We start from the raw sequence: 19,048 nt of genomic DNA, 5'->3' as shown, positions 1-19,048 counted from the left end.
ATGGGCGGGGCCGCGATGACTGTGCATGAGCTCAGGGCTCGACAAATCTTCGTCGCGGCCAGCAGACATCACTGGTTACGGGGCATCTGCAGCCTGTACGGGATAGGGCGCTTCAGGCTTGCGGATCGAAAGTGTGGATAGATGTTTTGCAGTTTTGTATACAAAACATGTATGCACCAAAGCCAGATCTGTGCCAGTTAGCGATCTATGGAGCGCTGCGCTCATTTCGAAAAGTTATCGATAAGCGCTAAGTGGTTGAAAATATTTGGTTATAAATTGACCGATTGAACAGCTATTTATTTTTTGCGGAGGATTTTGCGGAGGTGGCAAGACAGAGGCGCTTTGCCAAGGGATGTAACTTTTCAGGGCGTGAAAGCAAAAAGTGCACACATAAATGGCACCGATGGTGACAATCGTGTGTACACATTTTTTCATGGCACCACGAAGCAAATGAGGGAGCGAGCTTGCTCGCGAAGGCGTCTTTCCAGTCAACAAATCCGGTGACTGTCAGAACGCTTTCGCGAGCAAGCTCGCTCCCACAGGGGGCATCATTGAGGCAGAGATTTACGCCTTGCTGATGATATTCCCCGCATGCAGCCCGCACTCTTTCTGCGTGGCTTCTTCCCACCACCAGCGGCCTTCGCGTTCGTGCTGGTTCGGCAGGACCGGGCGGGTGCACGGTTCGCAGCCGATGCTGATGAAGCCGCGCTCATGCAGGCTGTTGTAGGGCAGCTCAAGCATGCGGATGTAACCCCAGATCTCTTCGCTGGTCATTTGCGCCAGCGGGTTGAATTTGTACAGGGTGCGTTCGGGCGTGGAGAACGCGGTGTCGATCTCCAGCACCGCCACGGCGCTGCGGGTGCCCGGGCTCTGATCGCGGCGCTGGCCGGTGGCCCAGGCTTTGACGCCAGACAGTTTGCGGCGCAGCGGCTCGATCTTGCGGATGCCGCAGCATTCGCCATGACCGTCCTTGTAGAAACTGAACAGGCCTTTTTCCTTCACGAACGGTTCGAGTTTCGTGTAGTCCGGCGACACCAGTTCGATGTCGATCTTGTAGTGCTCGCGCACCTGATCGATGAAGCGATAGGTTTCCGGATGCAGGCGGCCGGTATCGAGGCTGAACACCTTGACGTTCTTGTTCAGCTTCCAGGCCATGTCCACCAGCACCACATCCTCGGCGCCACTGAAGGAGATCCACAGTTCATCACCGAACCCGGCGAACGCGAGTTTCAGGATGTCCTGGGCGGATTTGTTGGCATAGGTCGTGGCGAGTTCCACGACATCGAACGTTGGGCTCATCAGGGCGGCTTCCTACAGGTCGGTGGCGCTGGGCGCTCTATATGGCGCCGATGGTAACAAAAAGCGGCGGAGTAAGGGGCGCCCGCTGCGTTGCGCGGTCGCGGGGGAGTCGCTAGAGTTCGGGCTCGCTCGACTCGATAATCACTACAAACGGGAGTGTCTTGTGGAAATTGCTTGCCTGGATCTTGAAGGGGTACTGGTACCCGAAATCTGGATCGCCTTCGCCGAAAAAACCGGAATCGAATCCCTCAAGGTCACCACCCGGGACATTCCCGATTATGACGTGCTGATGAAGCAGCGTCTGCGCATCCTCGACGAGCACGGCCTGAAACTCTCGGACATTCAGGAAGTGATCGCCACCCTCAAGCCGCTGGATGGCGCGGTGGAGTTCGTTGACTGGCTGCGCGAGCGCTTTCAGGTGGTGATTCTCTCGGACACCTTTTACGAATTCTCCCAGCCGCTGATGCGCCAACTGGGCTTCCCGACCTTGCTCTGCCACCGCCTGATCACTGATGACAGTGGGCGGGTGACCAGCTATCAACTGCGTCAGAAAGACCCCAAGCGTCAGTCGGTGCTGGCATTCAAGAGCCTGTACTACCGAGTGATTGCGGCGGGCGATTCGTATAACGACACGAGCATGCTCGGCGAGGCGGACGCGGGGATTCTGTTCCATGCGCCGGACAACGTGATTCGCGAGTTCCCGCAGTTCCCGGCGGTGCATACGTTTGCCGAGTTGAAGCAGGAGTTCCTCAAGGCTTCGAACCGCGACCTGTCCCTGTAACCCTCAATCCCTCTGTAGGAGCTGCCGAAGGCTGCGATCTTTTGATCTTGATTGTTTAAAAACAGGATCAAAAGATCGCAGCCTTCGGCAGCTCCTACAGGGGTTGCGTCATTCAGAGGTTTTGCAGGGTTTCGAGGAGGATTCGGACCTTGGTAATCGACTCCTGATACTCCGCCTGCCAATCCGAATCAGCCACGATCCCGCCACCCCCCCAGCAACACACCTGCCCATCCTTGACCAACAGACTGCGAATCGCGATGGAGCTGTCCATCTCGCCGCGTACGTCCAGGTACAGCAGCGAGCCGCAATACAACCCGCGTCGCGTCGGCTCCAGTTCGTCGATGATCTGCATCGCGCGGATCTTCGGCGCGCCGGTGATCGAGCCGCCGGGGAAGCTGCCGGCGATCAGGTCGAGTGCGTCGCGGTCATCCGCCAGTTCCCCGGTCACGCTGCTGACCAGGTGATGCACGTTCGGATAGCTTTCCAGGCTGAACAGCTCCGGTACCCGCACCGAGCCGATGCGGCAGGTGCGGCCGAGGTCGTTGCGCAGCAGGTCGACAATCATCAGGTTTTCTGCGCGATCCTTGGGGCTGGCCAGCAGTTCGGCGGCGTTGGCCGCGTCTTCGGCAGGCGTCAGACCGCGCGGCCGAGTGCCTTTGATCGGGCGGGTTTCCACTTGGCGCTGGCTGACTTTGACGAAACGCTCTGGCGACAGACTCAACACCGCGTCGCCGTCGGGCAGGCTCTGGAAACCGGAAAACGGTGTCGGGCAAGCCTCGCGCAACGCGCAGTAGGCCAGCCATGGATCGCCTTGGCAGGTTGCGCGGAAACGCTGGGCGAAGTTGACCTGATAACAGTCGCCGGCCTGGATGTATTGATGAATGCGCTCCAGCGCCTGGCGATAGTCGTCCGGCGAAAGATCGGCAGTCATCGGCGTGTGCAACTTGAACGGCATCAGAGGCGCTGAGGTCGGTTGGCTGAACAGCGCGATCAGCCGTTGCCGCTCGCTGTCGGCCAGGGACGGGTGAAACACCAATTGACTGGTGGCGGTCTGGTGATCGCTGATCAGCGCCCAGTCATACAGGCCGAACCGCGCGTCGGGCAGTTGCAGATCGTCCCGGGCCAGGCTCGGCAGATTCTCCAGATGTCGGCCGAAGTCGTAGCTCAGATAGCCGATCAGGCCGCCGGCGAAAGGCAGGTCATATTCGGCAGGCAGTTGCGCTTCGCCCAGGCGAGTCAGATTATCCCGCAGGCGTTGCAGGAATACGTCGCCGCTTTCATCAGGCAACACCGCCAGTTGTGCCAGCGGCCAGGCGCTGAGCAGGTCATAACGGCCACGGTCGGCACTCGGCCGGCCGCTGTCGAGCAGCACCGCACCGGGCGCATGGCGGATGGCCGCGAAGTAATCGGCGGGGTTGGCACGGTAGGGCAGCGGGTGTACGGAACAGGTCAACATGGGCGGGGCAGATCGGCCATCGAGGCGGGGTGGGGATTGTAGTCCTCTGCGGGAATTGCTCCTAGAGGGGATGTCGGGGATTGGCAGGTTGGGGGCCGAGTTGAAACCTGCGGTGACCGGCAGTCCGCCTTCGCGAGCAGGCTCGCTCCCACATTGGAACGNGAGCGAGCCTGCTCGCGAAGGCGGCGACTCGGTACTGGATCAGCCCTCGACCGCCGGAATATGCCCAAACATTTCCTGAGTAAACGCCACCCGCTCTTCAACCGACTCGGTCACACCACGCGCCTTCAGCGCCTCCAGATGTGCCTCGACCGCATGCGTACGCTGAGTCAGCCCGCAGTCGTTGGCTATCTGGATATTCAGCCCCGGCCGCGCATTCAGCTCCAGAATCAGCGGGCCTTTTTCCTGGTCCAGCACCATGTCCACACCGATGTAGCCCAGGCCGCACAGTTCATAACAGCCGGCGGCGAGTTTCATGAAACCGTCCCAGTAGGGCAGTTGCACGCCATCCACCGCGTTGGTGGTGTCGGGGTGTTTGTTGATGATGTTGTTCAGCCAGGTACCGCGCAGGGTCAGGCCGGTGGCGAGATCGACACCGACGCCGATGGCGCCCTGGTGCAGGTTGGCCTTGCCGCCGGACTGACGGGTTGGCAGGCGCAGCATGGCCATCACTGGATAGCCCATCAACACGATGATGCGGATGTCCGGCACGCCTTCGTAGCTGATGCTCTTGAAGATCTGATCCGGGGTCACCCGGTATTCGATCAGTGCACGGTCGCGGTGACCGCCCAGCGAATACAGGCCGGTGAGAATGCTTGAGATGTGGTGCTCGAGCTCTTCGTGGGCAAGGATCTTGCCCGAGACCGTGCGATAGCGGCCTTCGAAGCGGTCGGCGATGACGATGATGCCGTCACCGCCCGCACCTTGAGCCGGCTTGATCACGAAATCGTTGCGCCCGCCGATGATCGCGTCGAGCTTGTCGATTTCCTTCTCCGTGGAGATCACGCCATACAGCTCCGGCACATGAATGCCGGCCTCGATCGCGCGCTCCTTGGTGATGATCTTGTCATCGACGATCGGGTACAGGCTGCGCTTGTTGTACTTGAGCACGTAGTCGGCGTTACGCCGATTGATGCCCATGATGCCCCGCGCCTCCAGAGCCTTCCAGGTCTTCCAGAAACCGAACATCAGGCGTCAGCCTTCTTCAGGAAAGCCTTGAAGCGCACCAGTTCGGTCAGGCGGTAACCGCGATAGCGACCCATCGCCAGCATGAAACCGACCAGAATCAGCAGGATCGCCGGGAAGGTAAACACGAAGTACACCAGCTCCGGCACAGTCATGATCAAGTGCGCCAGGGACGCCGCGAACAGCGTGCCGATCGCCACTTTCATGGCATGGCTGGCGCCGCGTTCTTCCCAGGTGATCGACAGGCGTTCGATGGTCATGGTCAGAATCACCATCGGGAACAGCGCCACCGACAAGCCACGCTCCAGCCCCAGCTTGTGGCTGAACAGGCTGATGGCGGCAATCAGCACCACCACGAAGGTCAACACCACCGACAGGCGCGGCAGCATCTGCAGCTTCAGGTGTTCCAGGTACGACCGTAAGGACAGCCCCAGCGCGGTGATCACGGTAAACAGCAGGATGCCGAAGCCCAGTTGCGTTTCGCGGAAGGCCAGGGCGATCAGCACCGGGGTAAAGGTGCCGAGGGTTTGCAGGCCGATCAGGTTGCGCAGGATCAGGATCACCAGCACGCCGATCGGGATCATCACCATGATCATGAACGTCTGCTGGGTCTGCAGCGGCAGGCCGTACAACGAGTATTCGAGGAAGTTGGCATCGGTGTTTTCGTCGGTCAGCTTGGCCAGACGAATCGCGTTCATCTCGCTGTTGTTCAGGCTGAAGGTCACGTTGGCTTTCTTCGCGCCGTCGACGGTGATCAGGTTTTCATCACCGGTCCACCACAGCAGACGGTCGGTCGGCAGGCCTTGCTCACCGGTTTCCGGATTGAAGTACAGCCAGTCGTTGCCATTGAAGCTGCGCAGCCACAACTCCGGGGTTTGCGGTTGATCGGCAACGAGGCGGATGGTGTGGACTTTTTCTACCGGTACGTGGGCGATCGACAACAGCAGTTCGACGATCTTCGCCTTGTGCGGCGTCGACGGATCGCCGGCCAGCAGCAGTTTGACGTTGTCGTCGTTGACGTTGTTGACGCGTTTGATCGCTTCGCCGATGAAGGTCTCGACGTCGGCCGAGTGCTGGCGGATCGGTGCGAGCAGGGCTTCGGCAGCGATTTTTTCCGGGCCTTCGATGGCGATGCTGTCGCGGAAGGTCGGGCCTTTGATCTTGGATTTTTCTGCGGTATAGCGTTTGGTCAGCACCAGACGGTAATAAAGCGTCTGGTTGCCCTTGGCCCGGCGCGCGGACCAGGTGACCTTGCGGTTGCCGTCGACGCGGTTGACCGCCACGCCGTAATTATTGGAGATAAAGCTTTCGTTGAGGCTGACGTAATCGCGGCTCAGCGGCGGCACGAACATCTGGACTTTCACCGGATCCTTGGTGCTGGCGACGAACTCGACTTTGGCGTCGATGTTCCACAGGTCGTCGGTGGCATCTTCGGTCACCGGTATGCCGAGCACGAAAATCTGATAGGCCGTAACCGAAACGCCCAGGAGCACCAGAATGGTGATCAGGATTTTCAGGTGGAAGGTTAGAGAACGCATGGAAATTACTCGGCGGTATGAGCGGCGATGGTGCAGGCGGGTTTGCCGGCAGCGTATTTAAGACTGGGGTCGACCAGCGCGTCGAAGCGTTTCAGCGCTTCGGAGCCGATCAAAAGCGGATATTGGAACGCACTACGGTCGGTCAGGTTCACTTCGATGCTGCGCAGCGCCGTGCCCATGCAGATGTCCAGCTCGATCACCGGACGCGCGGTGTACTTCTTGCCTTCTTCCGGGTCGTAATCGCCGGCACGGCGCTTGATCTTGCTGACCCGGGCCAGCGGCCGTTCGATCGGATGCGAATGCGCAGCGTCGATCGCCAGGTAGAAACGCACCCAGGACTCGCCGTTGCGTTTGAAGCGTTTGATGTCGCGGGCACTCAGTGAGGCGGTTTTGGCGCCGGTGTCGAGTTTGGCCGCGACTTGCAGATTGATGCCGTCAAGCGATGCATATTCGTTGAGGCCGTACACGGTTTTTTCCCCCGCCGCGGCGAGGCCGGGCAGGCAAAACAGCGCAAAAAATGTGGGGAAGGGCTTGAGTCTCATAAATCCTGGTGCGCAGCGTTCCGTTTTCGGTTCAGGTTCCTGGCAAAACTTGCGCAAGCGCCTGCGTGTGCCTATCAGCTTTTTATGACAAGCCGTACAAATGGCCAGCAAATGCGGGCGGCATTCTAGCACGGTGGTTTTATGGCGCCAGCGCTCGCGCCGGTCTATAACCCTTGGGGTTGTTGGAGAGGGTTATTAGACGATTGTCGACAATGTAGATTTATCCTTTGACTGATGCGGGCTAATTGGCTAGTTTTTGCCGCATTGGATTTGAAGGTGTCGACAATCATGCTGGATCAACTCGATCCCCCGGTCATCAGCGGCGACGATTCCGAGACGCTCTCGGAAAACGTCTTCCGGCGCATCCAGGCGGCCATCGTCAAAGGTGAGATCGCCCCCGGCAGCAAAATCTCCGAGCCGGAGCTGGCGCGCACCTACGGCATCAGTCGCGGGCCGCTGCGCGAGGCCATTCATCGGCTCGAAGGCCAACGCCTGCTGGTGCGCGTACCGCATGTCGGCGCGCGGGTGGTGTCGCTCAGCCACGCCGAATTGCTCGAACTCTACGAAATCCGCGAATCCCTTGAAGGCATGGCCTGTCGGCTGGCGGCCGAGCGCATGAGCGTCGAAGACATCGACGAACTGCGCCGGGTGCTGGAAACCCACGAGCGCGACGCGGCGTTTCAGGCCGGCGTCGGCTATTACCAGCAGGAAGGCGATTTCGACTTTCACTATCGAATCATTCAGGGCAGCGGCAATCGCACCCTGACCCAGATGCTCTGCGGCGAGTTGTATCAACTGGTGCGCATGTACCGCATCCAGTTTTCCACCACGCCCAATCGGCCACGTCAGGCCTTTGCCGAACACCACCGGATTCTCGATGCCATCGCCGACCGTGACGGCGAGCTCGCGGAATTGTTGATGCGTCGCCACATCGGCGCCTCGAAACGCAACATCGCCCGTCATTACCAGGACGGCGCCGACAATAAGACAGCCACTGAACGAGGTGAGTCATGAGTTCCAAGCAGAACACTCCAGGCCAGCGTTTCCGCGATGCGGTCGCCAGCGAGCATCCATTGCAGGTGGTCGGCGCGATCAACGCCAACCATGCGCTGCTGGCCAAGCGTGCCGGTTTCAAGGCGATCTACCTGTCCGGTGGCGGGGTGGCCGCAGGCTCGCTCGGCGTGCCGGACCTGGGCATCACCGGCCTGGATGACGTGCTGACCGACGTGCGGCGCATTACCGACGTCTGCGACTTGCCGCTGCTGGTGGACGTCGACACCGGTTTCGGCGCCTCGGCGTTCAACGTGGCGCGCACCGTGAAGTCGATGATCAAGTTCGGCGCGGCGGCGATTCACATCGAGGACCAGGTCGGCGCCAAGCGCTGCGGCCACCGACCGAACAAGGAAATCGTCACCCAGCAGGAAATGGTCGACCGCATCAAGGCCGCAGTCGATGCCCGTACCGATGACAGCTTCGTGATCATGGCCCGCACTGACGCGCTGGCGGTTGAAGGTCTGGAGTCGGCACTGGATCGCGCCGCCGCGTGCATCGAGGCCGGCGCCGACATGATCTTCCCGGAAGCCATCACCGAACTTGAGATGTACAAGCTGTTCGCCAACCGGGTGAAGGCACCGATCCTCGCCAACATCACCGAGTTCGGTTCGACGCCGCTGTACACCACCGAGCAACTGGCTGGCGCCGATGTGTCGCTGGTGCTGTATCCGCTGTCGGCGTTCCGCGCTATGAACAAGGCAGCGGAAAACGTCTACACCGCGATCCGCCGCGACGGCACCCAGCAGAATGTCATCGACACCATGCAGACGCGCATGGAGCTTTACGATCGCATCGATTACCACACCTTCGAGCAGAAGCTCGATGCGTTGTTTGCCGCTAAAAAATAAAGGCGAAGATCAAAAGATCGCAGCCTCGTTTCACTCGACAGCTCCTACAGGAACGCGGTCGATGTAGGAGCTGCCGAAGGCTGCGATCTTTTGCCAACAACACCGTAATTGCAGATTCCCTAACAAATTCAAGATTGGAGACAGCAATGGCCGAAGCAAAAGTACTCAGTGGCGCCGGGCTCAGGGGCCAGGTGGCCGGGCAAACCGCACTGTCCACCGTGGGCCAGGCCGGTGCCGGGCTGACCTATCGCGGCTACGACGTGCGTGAACTGGCAGCCGACGCGCAGTTCGAAGAGGTGGCGTACCTGCTGCTGTACGGCGAACTGCCGACCCAGGCGCAACTCGACGCTTACCAGCAAAAGCTGAGCAAGCTGCGCGACCTGCCGCAGGCACTGAAAGAAGTGCTCGAACGCATCCCTGCCGACGCTCACCCGATGGACGTCATGCGCACCGGTTGCTCGTTCCTCGGCAACCTCGAACCGGAGAAAGACTTCTCCGAGCAGCGCGACAAGACCGACCGTCTGCTCGCCGCGTTCCCGGCGATCATGTGCTACTGGTATCGCTTCAGTCACGACGGCAAACGCATCAACTGCGTCAGTGATGAGCCATCGATTGGCGGCCACTTCTTGCACCTGTTGCACGACAAGAAGCCGAGCGAACTGCACGTCAAAGTGATGAACGTGTCGCTGATTCTGTACGCCGAACACGAATTCAACGCCTCGACGTTTACCGCTCGCGTTTGTGCATCGACCCTGTCCGACCTGTATTCCTGCGTTACCGCGGCCATCGGTTCGTTGCGCGGCCCGCTGCACGGTGGCGCCAACGAAGCGGCGATGGAAATGATCGAGCGCTTCTCGTCGCCGGAAGAGGCGATCAAGGGCACCCTCGGCATGCTCGAGCGCAAGGACAAGATCATGGGCTTCGGCCACGCAATCTATAAGGACAGCGATCCGCGCAACGAGGTGATCAAGGGCTGGTCGAAAAAACTCGCCGACGAGGTCGGTGACAAGGTGTTGTTCGCGGTTTCCGAAGCCATCGACAAGACCATGTGGGAGCAGAAAAAACTGTTCCCCAATGCCGACTTCTACCATGCCTCGGCGTACCACTTCATGGGCATCCCGACCAAGCTGTTCACGCCGATCTTCGTCTGCTCGCGCCTGACCGGCTGGGCCGCGCACGTGTTCGAACAGCGCGCCAACAACCGCATCATCCGTCCAAGCGCCGAGTACATCGGCGTCGAACAGCGCAAGTTCGTGCCAATCGAACGTCGCTGAATGGTGGGCTGACCCGGAACCAGAGAACACCGCTAGACCCTGTGGGAGCGAGCCTGCTCGCGAAGACGGACTGACATCCAACATGGATGTCGACTGATCGACCGCTTTCGCGAGCAGGCTCGCTCCCACAGTGGATGGTGTGCAACTCAGGTTGTGTCAGCCACCCTTTGAAACCACCGTGACCCGAGCCCTGACCCGATGAACACAGCATTCCGCAAAAACCTGCCTGGCAGTTCCCTGGATTATTTCGACGTCCGTGCGGCGGTCGAGGCGATTCAGCCCGGCAGCTACGACACCCTGCCGTACACCTCCCGCGTGCTGGCGGAGAACCTGGTGCGTCGCTGCGACCCGGCCACGCTCACCGATTCCCTCAAGCAACTGATCGAACGCAAACGCGACCTCGACTTCCCGTGGTTCCCGGCGCGCGTGGTCTGCCACGACATTCTCGGCCAGACCGCGCTCGTGGACCTCGCCGGCCTGCGTGACGCGATTGCCCAGCAGGGTGGCGACCCGGCGCAGGTCAACCCGGTGGTGCCGACGCAACTGATCGTCGACCACTCGCTGGCGGTGGAAGCGGGCGGTTTCGACAAGCAGGCGTTCGAGAAGAACCGCGCCATCGAAGACCGGCGCAACGAAGACCGTTTTCACTTCATCAACTGGACCAAAAAGGCCTTCAAGAACGTCGACGTGATCCCGCCGGGCAACGGCATCATGCACCAGATCAACCTGGAGAAAATGTCTCCGGTGATCCAGGTGCGCGACGGCGTGGCGTTCCCCGACACCTGCGTCGGCACCGACAGCCACACCCCGCACGTCGATGCGCTGGGCGTGATCGCCATCGGCGTCGGTGGCCTCGAAGCCGAGAGCGTGATGCTCGGCCGCGCCTCGTGGATGCGCCTGCCGGAGAGCGTCGGCGTCGAACTGACCGGCAAGCTGCAACCGGGCATCACCGCCACCGACATGGTGCTGGCGCTGACCGAATACCTGCGCAAACAGAAAGTCGTCGGCGCCTGGCTGGAGTTCTTCGGCGAAGGCGCCTCGGCGCTGACCCTCGGCGACCGCGCAACCATCTCCAACATGGCCCCGGAGTACGGCGCCACCGCCGCGATGTTCTACATCGACCAGCAGACTATCGACTACCTGAAACTCACCGGTCGCGAAGACCAGCAAGTGCAGCTCGTCGAGCAGTACGCCAGACTCAACGGCTTGTGGGCTGACAGCCTGAAAGGCGCGCAATACGAGCGTGGCCTGAGTTTCGATCTGTCTTCGGTGGTGCGCAACATGGCCGGCCCGAGCAACCCGCACGCCCGTGTGGCGGTAGCGGATCTGGCGGCCAAAGGCATTTCCGGGCAGTGGGATGACGTGCCGGGGCAAATGCCCGATGGCGCGGTGATCATCGCGGCTATCACCAGCTGCACCAACACCAGCAACCCGCGCAACGTGATCGCCGCCGGCCTCTTGGCGCGCAACGCCAACAAGCTGGGGCTGACGCGCAAGCCGTGGGTCAAATCCTCGCTGGCGCCGGGTTCGAAAACCGTGGCGCTGTATCTCGATGAAGCGGGGCTGACCACGGAGCTGGAGCAACTCGGTTTCGGCGTCGTCGCGTTTGCCTGCACCACTTGCAACGGCATGTCCGGCGCCCTCGATCCGGTGATCCAGCAAGAGATCATCGACCGCGATGTGTATGCGACTGCCGTGCTCTCCGGCAACCGCAACTTCGACGGCCGCATTCACCCGTACGCCAAACAGGCGTTCCTCGCTTCGCCGCCGCTGGTGGTCGCTTACGCCATCGCCGGGACCATCCGTTTCGACATTGAAAAAGACGTGCTCGGCGTGGTCGATGGCAAGGAAATCCGCCTGAAAGACATCTGGCCGAGCGACGAAGAAATTGACGCGGTGGTGAAGTCGTCGGTCAAGCCGGAGCAATTCCGTCAGGTCTACATTCCGATGTTCGCCATCCATGAAGACACCGGCCCGAAAGTCACGCCGCTGTACGACTGGCGCGAGATGAGCACCTACATCCGCCGTCCGCCGTACTGGGAAGGCGCGCTGGCCGGCGCTCGTCCGCTCAAGGGCATGCGCCCGCTGGCGGTGCTGCCGGACAACATCACCACCGATCACCTGTCGCCCTCGAACGCGATCATGCTCGACAGTGCCGCCGGCGAATACCTGGCGAAAATGGGCCTGCCGGAAGAGGACTTCAACTCCTACGCCACGCACCGTGGCGACCACCTGACCGCGCAGCGTGCAACCTTCGCCAACCCGAAACTGTTCAACGAAATGGTCCAGGAAAACGGCAAGGTCAAACAGGGTTCGCTGGCCCGGGTCGAGCCGGAAGGCAAGGTGATGCGCATGTGGGAAGCCATCGAAACCTACATGGAGCGCAAGCAGCCGTTGATCATCATTGCCGGCGCCGACTACGGCCAGGGCTCGTCCCGCGACTGGGCGGCGAAAGGCGTGCGTCTGGCAGGCGTGGAAGCGATCGTCGCCGAAGGCTTCGAGCGTATCCACCGCACCAACCTGGTGGGTATGGGCGTGTTGCCGCTGGAGTTCAAACCGGGCACCGACCGTCACACGCTGGCCATCGACGGCAGCGAAACCTACGACGTGATCGGCGCCCGCACCCCGCGTGCCGACCTGACGCTGGTGATCCATTGCAAGTCCGGCGAGCGCGTTGAAGTGCCGGTGACCTGCCGTCTGGATACCGCTGAAGAAGTGTCGATCTACGAGGCCGGCGGCGTGCTGCAGCGCTTCGCCCAGGACTTCCTCGAAGAGTCGGCGGTTGCCGTTTAAATCACGTAGTGCGAGCGCGGGTCGGTTGACCCGCGTTTGCGGATAAGGAGCACCATGGCTCACGCAGCTAAGTTCGCACCGCAGATCAAAATACCCGCCACCTACATGCGCGGCGGCACCAGCAAAGGCGTGTTTTTCAGCCTCAAGGATCTTCCCGAAGCCGCGCAGATTCCCGGCCCGGCCCGCGATGCCTTGCTGCTGCGGGTGATCGGCAGCCCCGACCCGTACGACAAGCAGATCGACGGCATGGGCGGCGCCACCTCGAGCACCAGCAAAACCGTGATCCTGTCGAAAAGCATCAAGGCTGATCACGACGTCGATTACCTGTTCGGTCAGGTCTCCATCGACAAACCGTTCGTGGACTGGAGCGGCAACTGCGGCAACCTCTCGGCAGCGGTCGGTTCGTTCGCCATCAGCAACGGTCTGGTCGATGCCAACCGCATTCCGCACAACGGTGTGGCGGTGGTGCGCGTGTGGCAGGCCAACATCGGCAAGACCATCATCGCCCATGTGCCGATCACCAACGGCGAAGTGCAGGAGACCGGTGATTTCGAACTCGACGGCGTGACCTTTCCGGCCGCCGAAGTGCAGGTCGAATTCATGGACCCGGCGGCGGAAGAAGAGGGCGGCGGCGGTTCGATGTTCCCCACCGGCAACCTGATCGATCAGCTGGAGGTGCCGGGAGTCGGCACGTTCCAGGCAACCATGATCAACGCCGGGATCCCGACGATTTTCGTCAACGCCGCAGACATCGGCTACACCGGCACCGAGCTGCAAGGCGCGATCAACAGCGACCCGAAAGCACTGCAGATGTTCGAGACCATCCGCGCTTACGGTGCGTTGCGCATGGGCCTGATTTCGAGTCTGGATGAAGCGGCCAAGCGGCAGCACACGCCGAAAGTCGCGTTTGTCGCCAAGCCTGCGGATTACGTCGCGTCCAGCGGCAAATCGATTGCTGCCGCTGATGTCGATCTGCTGGTGCGTGCGTTGTCGATGGGCAAACTGCACCACGCGATGATGGGCACGGCAGCGGTGGCGATCGGCACGGCGGCGGCGATTTCCGGGACGCTGGTCAACCTTGCGGCGGGCGGTGTCGAGCGCAACGCTGTGCGCTTCGGCCATCCGTCCGGCACCCTGCGCGTGGGGGCCGAGGCCAGTCTGGAAAACGGTGAGTGGGTGGTGAAAAAAGCCATCATGAGCCGCAGTGCGCGGGTGCTGATGGAAGGCTTCGTCCGCATCCCCGGCGACTCCTTCTGAATCCAGCACCGAACAGAACTGTAGGAGCTGCCGCAGGCTGCGATCTTTTGATTTTGCTTTTCAAGATCAAGATCAAAAGATCGCAGCCTGCGGCAGCTCCTACAGAGATTGCTTTTCAAAAATAAAAATCCATCGCCTGAACCGAGGTCCCATCAACGAACCACTGCCAGAGTGAATCGAACATGAGCGCCAACGTCGACCTGAACAACCGCCCCGACTACGACCGTGTCCTGCAGGACATTGCCGATTACGTCCTCACCTTCAATATCGAATCTGCCGAAGCCCTCGACACCGCCCGCAACTGCCTGATGGACACCCTGGGCTGTGGCCTGCTGGCGCTGCGTTTTCCCGAATGCACCAAACACCTCGGCCCCATCGTCGAGGGCACCGTGGTGCCATTCGGGGCGCGCGTGCCTGGCACTCCCTATCGCCTGGACCCGGTGAAAGCCGCGTGGGACATCGGCTGCATCGTGCGCTGGCTTGATTACAACGACACCTGGCTCGCGGCCGAATGGGGGCATCCGTCGGACAACCTCGGCGGGATTCTCGCGGTGGCTGATCACCTGTCGCAGAAACGTATCGCCAACGGCGAAGCGCCACTGACCGTGCGCGACGTGCTCGAAGCGATGATCATGGCCCACGAGATTCAAGGCGTGATCGCTCTGGAAAATTCGTTCAACCGCGTCGGCCTCGACCACGTTCTACTGGTGAAAGTCGCTTCGACCGCCGTCACCGCCAAATTGATGGGCGCCCGTCGCGAACAACTGCTGTCGGCGTTGTCCCATGCGTTCGCCGATGGTCAGGCGCTGCGCACTTATCGTCATGCGCCGAACGCCGGGTCGCGCAAGTCCTGGGCGGCGGGGGATGCGACCAGCCGCGGCGTGCGTCTGGCCGACATCGCGCTACGCGGCGAGATGGGCATTCCCGGGGTGTTGACGGCCAAACAGTGGGGCTTCTACGACGTATCGTTCAGCCACACCAACCACGATCTGGCGCTCAAGCCGGAGGGCAAGCGCATCTTCAGCTTCTCGCGGCCCTACGGCAGTTACGTGATGGAAAACGTACTGTTCAAGATCAGCTTCCCCGCCGAATTCCACGCGCAAACGGCCTGCGAAGCGGCGGTGACCTTGCATCCGTTGGTGCGCAACCGCTTGCATGAAATCGACCGCATCGTCATCACCACCCATGAGTCGGCGATTCGCATCATCTCCAAGGTCGGGCCGCTGGCCAACGCCGCCGACCGCGATCACTGCCTGCAGTACATGACCGCCGTGCCGCTGGCGTTCGGCAACCTGCTGGCCGAGCAGTACGAGGACGACTTCCACGCCGCGCACCCGATCATCGATGTACTGCGCGAGAAGATGGTCATCGTCGAAGATCCGCGTTTCACCCGCGAATACCTGGAGGCTGACAAGCGCTCGATTGCCAACGCGGTGCAGGTGTTTTTCAAGGACGGGACGAGCACCGAAAACGTGGTGGTCGAATACCCGATCGGTCACCGTCGCCGCCGCGCCGATGGCATCCCGTTGCTGGAGGACAAGTTCAAGGCCAACCTGGCGACGCGTTTCACCGCGCAGCGCAGCAACGAGATCTTCACCCTGTGCAAGGATCAGCAAGCGCTCGAAGCCACACCGGTCAATCGCTTCGTCGATCTGTTCGTGATCTAGACGCAGTGCCCGAGATGACGAGGGCTACAGGCTGCCCTCGACATCCTCCAGGCTGAAGGTTTCGGTGTGGTCGTCGTAGGAGAAAATTTCCGCGTAACGGCCCCAGGCGATCACCACTTCCAGGGTTTTCTCGACGAACGCTTCGGTCAGCGAATCCTGCAGTTCCTGCTCGAAACGCACCCGTGGCGCGCGGTGACCGTTGCGCTCCAGCAGTACCTGGCGGATGCGCGCGGCCAGCGGCACATGGCGAATCAGATGTTCGGCGAACAGGGTTTTGCGCTCTTGGGTGCCGTAGTCAGCGAACAGTTTGCCGGCCTCGGTCAGGGTGATGTCGGCGCCCTTGAGTTCGGCAAAACCGAGGTGTTCGATCATTTCGGCCACCGGAAACAGGTCATCGACCTCCAGCAAGCGCCGTTCGGCCACGGTGGGCAGGCCGGCATGGCCGTTGTAGGGTTCGGCGGCGATCGTTTCGATCAGGCCGGCCATCAGGTTGGTCGAGACCTCCGGCAGCGGGCTGCTCATTTTCAGCTCGGGCTTGCCGGCGCTGGCGTCGGCGCTGCGGCGGTCGGTCATCTGCGCGTAAATGTCATCGACCATCTGCCGGAAAGTCGGATCGAGACGATTGCGTGGGTGGGTGAACGGTACCTTGATTTCCGCCACTACACGTCCGGGGTTGGACGACAGCACCAGAATGCGGTCGCACATCAGCACGGCCTCCTCGATGTTGTGGGTGACGATCAGGATCGATTTGATCGGCAATTGCTTGCCGCTCCACAAGTCCAGCAGATCGGTCCTCAAGGTTTCGGCGGTCAGAACGTCCAGCGCCGAGAACGGTTCGTCCATCAGTAACAAAGTCGGGTTGACCACCAGGGCGCGGGCGAATCCGACGCGCTGGCGCATGCCACCGGACAGCTCGCGAGGGTAGGCGTTTTCGAACCCGTCGAGGCCGATCAGGTCGATGGCGGCCAGCGCGCGCTTGCGCGCAGCTTTGCGTTCGACCTGCAAGGCTTGCAGGCCGGCCTCGACGTTTTCCAGTACGGTCAGCCACGGGAACAATGCAAAAGTCTGGAACACCATGGCCACGCCTTCGGCCGGGCCGTGCAGCGGCTGGCCGTTGTACAGGACTGTGCCTGACGACGGTTCGATCAGTCCGGCGATAATCCGCAGCAACGTCGACTTGCCGGAGCCGGAGCGGCCGAGCATGCCGACGATCTCGCCTTCGCGCAGGGTCAGATCGACCCCGCTGAGCACTTGCAGTTCTTCCTTGCCCTTGCCAAACACCCGGTTCACGTCGTTGAGCGCATAGATTTCCGGGCTGGCGGCGGTTGGTTCGGTGTAGGTATTCATCGCAGCGAATCCCGTTAATTCAGTCGGAGTTTGTTTTCGGCGACGGCGTACATCGGTCGCCAGACCAAGCGATTGAAGGCCACGACGAAGATCGCCATCACCACCACGCCCAGAGTGATTTTCGGAAAGTCGCCGGCGGCGGTGGTCTGGGCGATGTAGGCGCCCAGACCGTGGGCGACGACCTTGTCCTGCCCCCAGGAAACGAATTCGGAAACGATGCTGGCGTTCCACGCACCGCCCGAAGCGGTGATGGCGCCGGTCACGTAGTACGGGAAGATCCCCGGCAGCATCACCTTGCGCCACCACAGCCAGCCGCGAATGCGGAAGTTGGTTGCGGCCTCCTTGTAATCATTGGGGAAGGCGCTGGCCCCGGCGATCACGTTGAACAGGATGTACCACTGGGTGCCGAGCACGATCAGCGGGCTGAGCCAGATGTCCGGGTTCAACTGGTAGCGCAGGATGACGATGACGAACACCGGAAACAGCAGGTTGGCCGGGAACGCGGCGAGAAACTGCGCCAGCGGCTGGATCTTCTCCGCCAGCGCCGGGCGCAGGCCGATCATCACGCCAAGTGGCACCCAGATCAGCGAGGCGATGAAAATCAGCCCCGCGACCCGAAGCAGGGTGAAGAACCCCAGCAGCAACACGTGACCGACTTCAGCGATCGTCACCTCGGTGCCGACATACAGCACGATGTGGTACAGCGCATAAGCGGTCAGCAGCGCGATCAGCGCGCCCCAGATCCAGTCGATTCTCCTGGATGTCGCCGGGTTGTCAGAGGTCATCGCCTGACGCGCCGCGCGCGGCAGGTTCAATCGCATGTTGCCCAGCCGGCTGATGGCGCGGCTGAACGGGCGCAGCAGGCGTTGGATCAAGCGGGTGCGCTGGATCAGGTTCAGCACCCACGACTCCGGTGCGGCGGTCTGCGAGGCGGTGTTCTCCATGCGGAACTTGTCGGCCCAGGCCACCAGCGGGCGGAACAGGAACTGGTCGTAGATCAGGATCACCACGATCATCGTCAGGATTACGCAGCCCACCGCGTGCAGGTCTTTCTGTGCGATTGCCAACGCCAGATACGAGCCGATGCCTGGCAGGGTGATGGTCTGGTCACCGACGGTGATCGCTTCCGACGCCACCACGAAGAACCAGCCGCCGGACATGCTCATCATCATGTTCCAGATCAATCCGGGCATGGCGAACGGCACGTCGAGTTTCCAGAATCGCTGCCAGCCTGACAGTTGCAGGTTGGTCGACACCTCCACCAGATCCCGCGGCAGCATGCGCAGCGACTGGTAGAAGCTGAAGGTCATGTTCCACGCCTGACTGGTGAAAATCGCAAAGATCGCGGCGAACTCTGCGCCGAGCACCCGGCCGGGAAACAACAGCAGAAAGAAGGTCACGGTGAACGAGATGTAGCCCAGCACCGGCACCGATTGCAGGATATCCAGCACCGGCACCAGCAGTTTTTCCGCGCGGCGGCTTTTTGCGGCCAGGGTGCCGTAAAGCAGGGTGAACACCAATGCCGCGACCATCGCCGCAAGCATGCGCAGGGTAGTGCGCATGGCGTATTCCTGCAGGTTGCCTGGGTCGAGGGAAATCACTTCGCTCTGCAAGGTGGCGATGGGCGCCCAGGTTTCCCGGGCGGTGATCGAGAAAAACAGCAGGAAGCCGATCACCAGCGGCATGGCGATCAGGTCCCAGCGATTGGGCAGCAAGCGCCGGGCCGTGGCCGGGATGTAGTGACGGAACACTTTCTTCATACGCAGTGATTCCAGCGGTTTCCAAAGGGGCGCGGCAGTCTGAGCGTAGCTTCTGTCTGCACGACCCACCGAGAATGAGCGGATGCTCGTTCTTCAGGTTCAAGTGGGAAGTGGATGTTGCGGACCTGGCGCATTCGACAGGCCGGAAGGGCAGGCATAGCGGGGTTTTCAGCCCGGATGCGCTGCTTGCGCGGATTGTATGTTTTGCGATGTTACAAAGACGTAAAGAACCTGTCGGTTTTGGGTGA

The 19,048-nt window shown here is 61.2% G+C and carries 14 protein-coding genes; 7 read left to right on the top strand and 7 right to left on the bottom strand.

What is annotated here, in order from left to right; all coding sequences use genetic code 11:
• Positions 1–564: 564 nt before the first annotated feature.
• The gene (locus ACTJKS_RS12055) at positions 565–1,299 is read right to left on the bottom strand and encodes a phosphoadenylyl-sulfate reductase (protein ID WP_108182144.1); all 735 of its coding nucleotides are present in this window, start codon (positions 1,297–1,299) and stop codon (positions 565–567) included.
• A gap of 163 nt (positions 1,300–1,462) precedes the next feature.
• Between ACTJKS_RS12055 and thrH the strand changes: the two genes are divergently transcribed.
• Entirely contained in the window at positions 1,463–2,080 is a 618-nt protein-coding gene (gene thrH / locus ACTJKS_RS12050; RefSeq protein ID WP_440828832.1) for a bifunctional phosphoserine phosphatase/homoserine phosphotransferase ThrH, read from the top strand.
• A 112-nt stretch (positions 2,081–2,192) separates the two neighbouring features.
• Here thrH and pabB read toward each other — a convergent pair whose 3' ends face one another.
• The 4 genes from pabB to rloA form a co-directional block, all read right to left on the bottom strand.
• The gene (gene pabB / locus ACTJKS_RS12045) at positions 2,193–3,536 is read right to left on the bottom strand and encodes an aminodeoxychorismate synthase component I (RefSeq protein ID WP_108182145.1); all 1,344 of its coding nucleotides are present in this window, start codon (positions 3,534–3,536) and stop codon (positions 2,193–2,195) included.
• 201 nt (positions 3,537–3,737) lie between these two features.
• The gene (locus ACTJKS_RS12040; RefSeq protein ID WP_108182146.1) at positions 3,738–4,724 is read right to left on the bottom strand and encodes an alpha-L-glutamate ligase-like protein; all 987 of its coding nucleotides are present in this window, start codon (positions 4,722–4,724) and stop codon (positions 3,738–3,740) included.
• The gene (gene rloB / locus ACTJKS_RS12035; RefSeq protein WP_041067624.1) at positions 4,724–6,259 is read right to left on the bottom strand and encodes an osmotic stress tolerance membrane protein RloB; all 1,536 of its coding nucleotides are present in this window, start codon (positions 6,257–6,259) and stop codon (positions 4,724–4,726) included. The genes ACTJKS_RS12040 and rloB overlap by 1 nt, the downstream gene beginning before the upstream one ends.
• A gap of 5 nt (positions 6,260–6,264) precedes the next feature.
• Positions 6,265–6,801 carry a retropepsin-like aspartic peptidase RloA gene (gene rloA / locus ACTJKS_RS12030; RefSeq protein ID WP_025110318.1) on the bottom strand — a complete coding sequence of 179 codons (537 nt, stop codon included), beginning with the start codon at positions 6,799–6,801 and terminating at the stop codon, positions 6,265–6,267.
• A gap of 291 nt (positions 6,802–7,092) precedes the next feature.
• Here rloA and ACTJKS_RS12025 point away from each other — a divergent pair, with 291 nt between their 5' ends.
• From ACTJKS_RS12025 to prpD, 6 genes are all read left to right on the top strand, one after another.
• Complete coding sequence (locus ACTJKS_RS12025; protein ID WP_174377155.1) at positions 7,093–7,815, top strand: GntR family transcriptional regulator; 723 nt, start codon at positions 7,093–7,095, stop codon at positions 7,813–7,815.
• Entirely contained in the window at positions 7,812–8,702 is an 891-nt protein-coding gene (gene prpB / locus ACTJKS_RS12020; RefSeq protein ID WP_041067638.1) for a methylisocitrate lyase, read from the top strand. Before ACTJKS_RS12025 ends, prpB begins: the two co-directional genes overlap by 4 nt.
• 146 nt (positions 8,703–8,848) lie before the next feature.
• Positions 8,849–9,976, top strand: coding sequence for a bifunctional 2-methylcitrate synthase/citrate synthase (gene prpC / locus ACTJKS_RS12015; protein WP_108182147.1), 1,128 nt, complete (start codon positions 8,849–8,851; stop codon positions 9,974–9,976).
• A 198-nt stretch (positions 9,977–10,174) separates the two neighbouring features.
• Complete coding sequence (acnD, locus tag ACTJKS_RS12010; RefSeq protein ID WP_262949596.1) at positions 10,175–12,769, top strand: Fe/S-dependent 2-methylisocitrate dehydratase AcnD; 2,595 nt, start codon at positions 10,175–10,177, stop codon at positions 12,767–12,769.
• Positions 12,770–12,823: 54 nt separating this feature from the next.
• On the top strand, positions 12,824–14,026 hold the full coding sequence (gene prpF, locus ACTJKS_RS12005) for a 2-methylaconitate cis-trans isomerase PrpF (RefSeq protein WP_262949595.1): 1,203 nt from the start codon (positions 12,824–12,826) through the stop codon (positions 14,024–14,026).
• Between the two features lie 182 nt (positions 14,027–14,208).
• On the top strand, positions 14,209–15,693 hold the full coding sequence (gene prpD, locus ACTJKS_RS12000) for a 2-methylcitrate dehydratase (protein WP_108182150.1): 1,485 nt from the start codon (positions 14,209–14,211) through the stop codon (positions 15,691–15,693).
• Between the two features lie 24 nt (positions 15,694–15,717).
• Here the strand turns inward: prpD and ACTJKS_RS11995 are convergent, their stop codons facing one another.
• Together ACTJKS_RS11995 and ACTJKS_RS11990 are read right to left on the bottom strand one after the other, a co-directional pair.
• Positions 15,718–17,040 (bottom strand): ABC transporter ATP-binding protein, encoded by a 1,323-nt coding sequence (locus ACTJKS_RS11995; RefSeq protein ID WP_108182151.1) that lies wholly within the window; start codon positions 17,038–17,040, stop codon positions 15,718–15,720.
• A 14-nt stretch (positions 17,041–17,054) separates the two neighbouring features.
• Complete coding sequence (locus ACTJKS_RS11990; protein WP_108182152.1) at positions 17,055–18,800, bottom strand: ABC transporter permease; 1,746 nt, start codon at positions 18,798–18,800, stop codon at positions 17,055–17,057.
• Positions 18,801–19,048: the final 248 nt, after the last annotated feature.

This window comes from Pseudomonas sp. 22189 (assembly GCF_052045635.1).
In the GTDB taxonomy this organism is placed as follows: Bacteria; Pseudomonadota; Gammaproteobacteria; order Pseudomonadales; family Pseudomonadaceae; genus Aquipseudomonas; species Aquipseudomonas parakoreensis.
This window is presented reverse-complemented; position numbering and strand designations above follow the sequence as displayed.

What these genes read in the sequence shown, in the direction of transcription:
- ACTJKS_RS12040 (WP_108182146.1), bottom strand. Translation starts at nt 4,724, where the DNA reads ATGTTCGGTTTCTGGAAGACCTGGAAGGCTCTGGAGGCGCGGGGCATC.
- rloA (WP_025110318.1), bottom strand. Translation starts at nt 6,801, where the DNA reads ATGAGACTCAAGCCCTTCCCCACATTTTTTGCGCTGTTTTGCCTGCCC.
- ACTJKS_RS11995 (WP_108182151.1), bottom strand. Translation starts at nt 17,040, where the DNA reads ATGAATACCTACACCGAACCAACCGCCGCCAGCCCGGAAATCTATGCG.
- prpD (WP_108182150.1), top strand. Translation starts at nt 14,209, where the DNA reads ATGAGCGCCAACGTCGACCTGAACAACCGCCCCGACTACGACCGTGTC.
- pabB (WP_108182145.1), bottom strand. Translation starts at nt 3,536, where the DNA reads ATGTTGACCTGTTCCGTACACCCGCTGCCCTACCGTGCCAACCCCGCC.
- ACTJKS_RS11990 (WP_108182152.1), bottom strand. Translation starts at nt 18,800, where the DNA reads ATGAAGAAAGTGTTCCGTCACTACATCCCGGCCACGGCCCGGCGCTTG.
- ACTJKS_RS12055 (WP_108182144.1), bottom strand. Translation starts at nt 1,299, where the DNA reads ATGAGCCCAACGTTCGATGTCGTGGAACTCGCCACGACCTATGCCAAC.
- rloB (WP_041067624.1), bottom strand. Translation starts at nt 6,259, where the DNA reads ATGCGTTCTCTAACCTTCCACCTGAAAATCCTGATCACCATTCTGGTG.
- prpC (WP_108182147.1), top strand. Translation starts at nt 8,849, where the DNA reads ATGGCCGAAGCAAAAGTACTCAGTGGCGCCGGGCTCAGGGGCCAGGTG.
- prpB (WP_041067638.1), top strand. Translation starts at nt 7,812, where the DNA reads ATGAGTTCCAAGCAGAACACTCCAGGCCAGCGTTTCCGCGATGCGGTC.
- prpF (WP_262949595.1), top strand. Translation starts at nt 12,824, where the DNA reads ATGGCTCACGCAGCTAAGTTCGCACCGCAGATCAAAATACCCGCCACC.
- acnD (WP_262949596.1), top strand. Translation starts at nt 10,175, where the DNA reads ATGAACACAGCATTCCGCAAAAACCTGCCTGGCAGTTCCCTGGATTAT.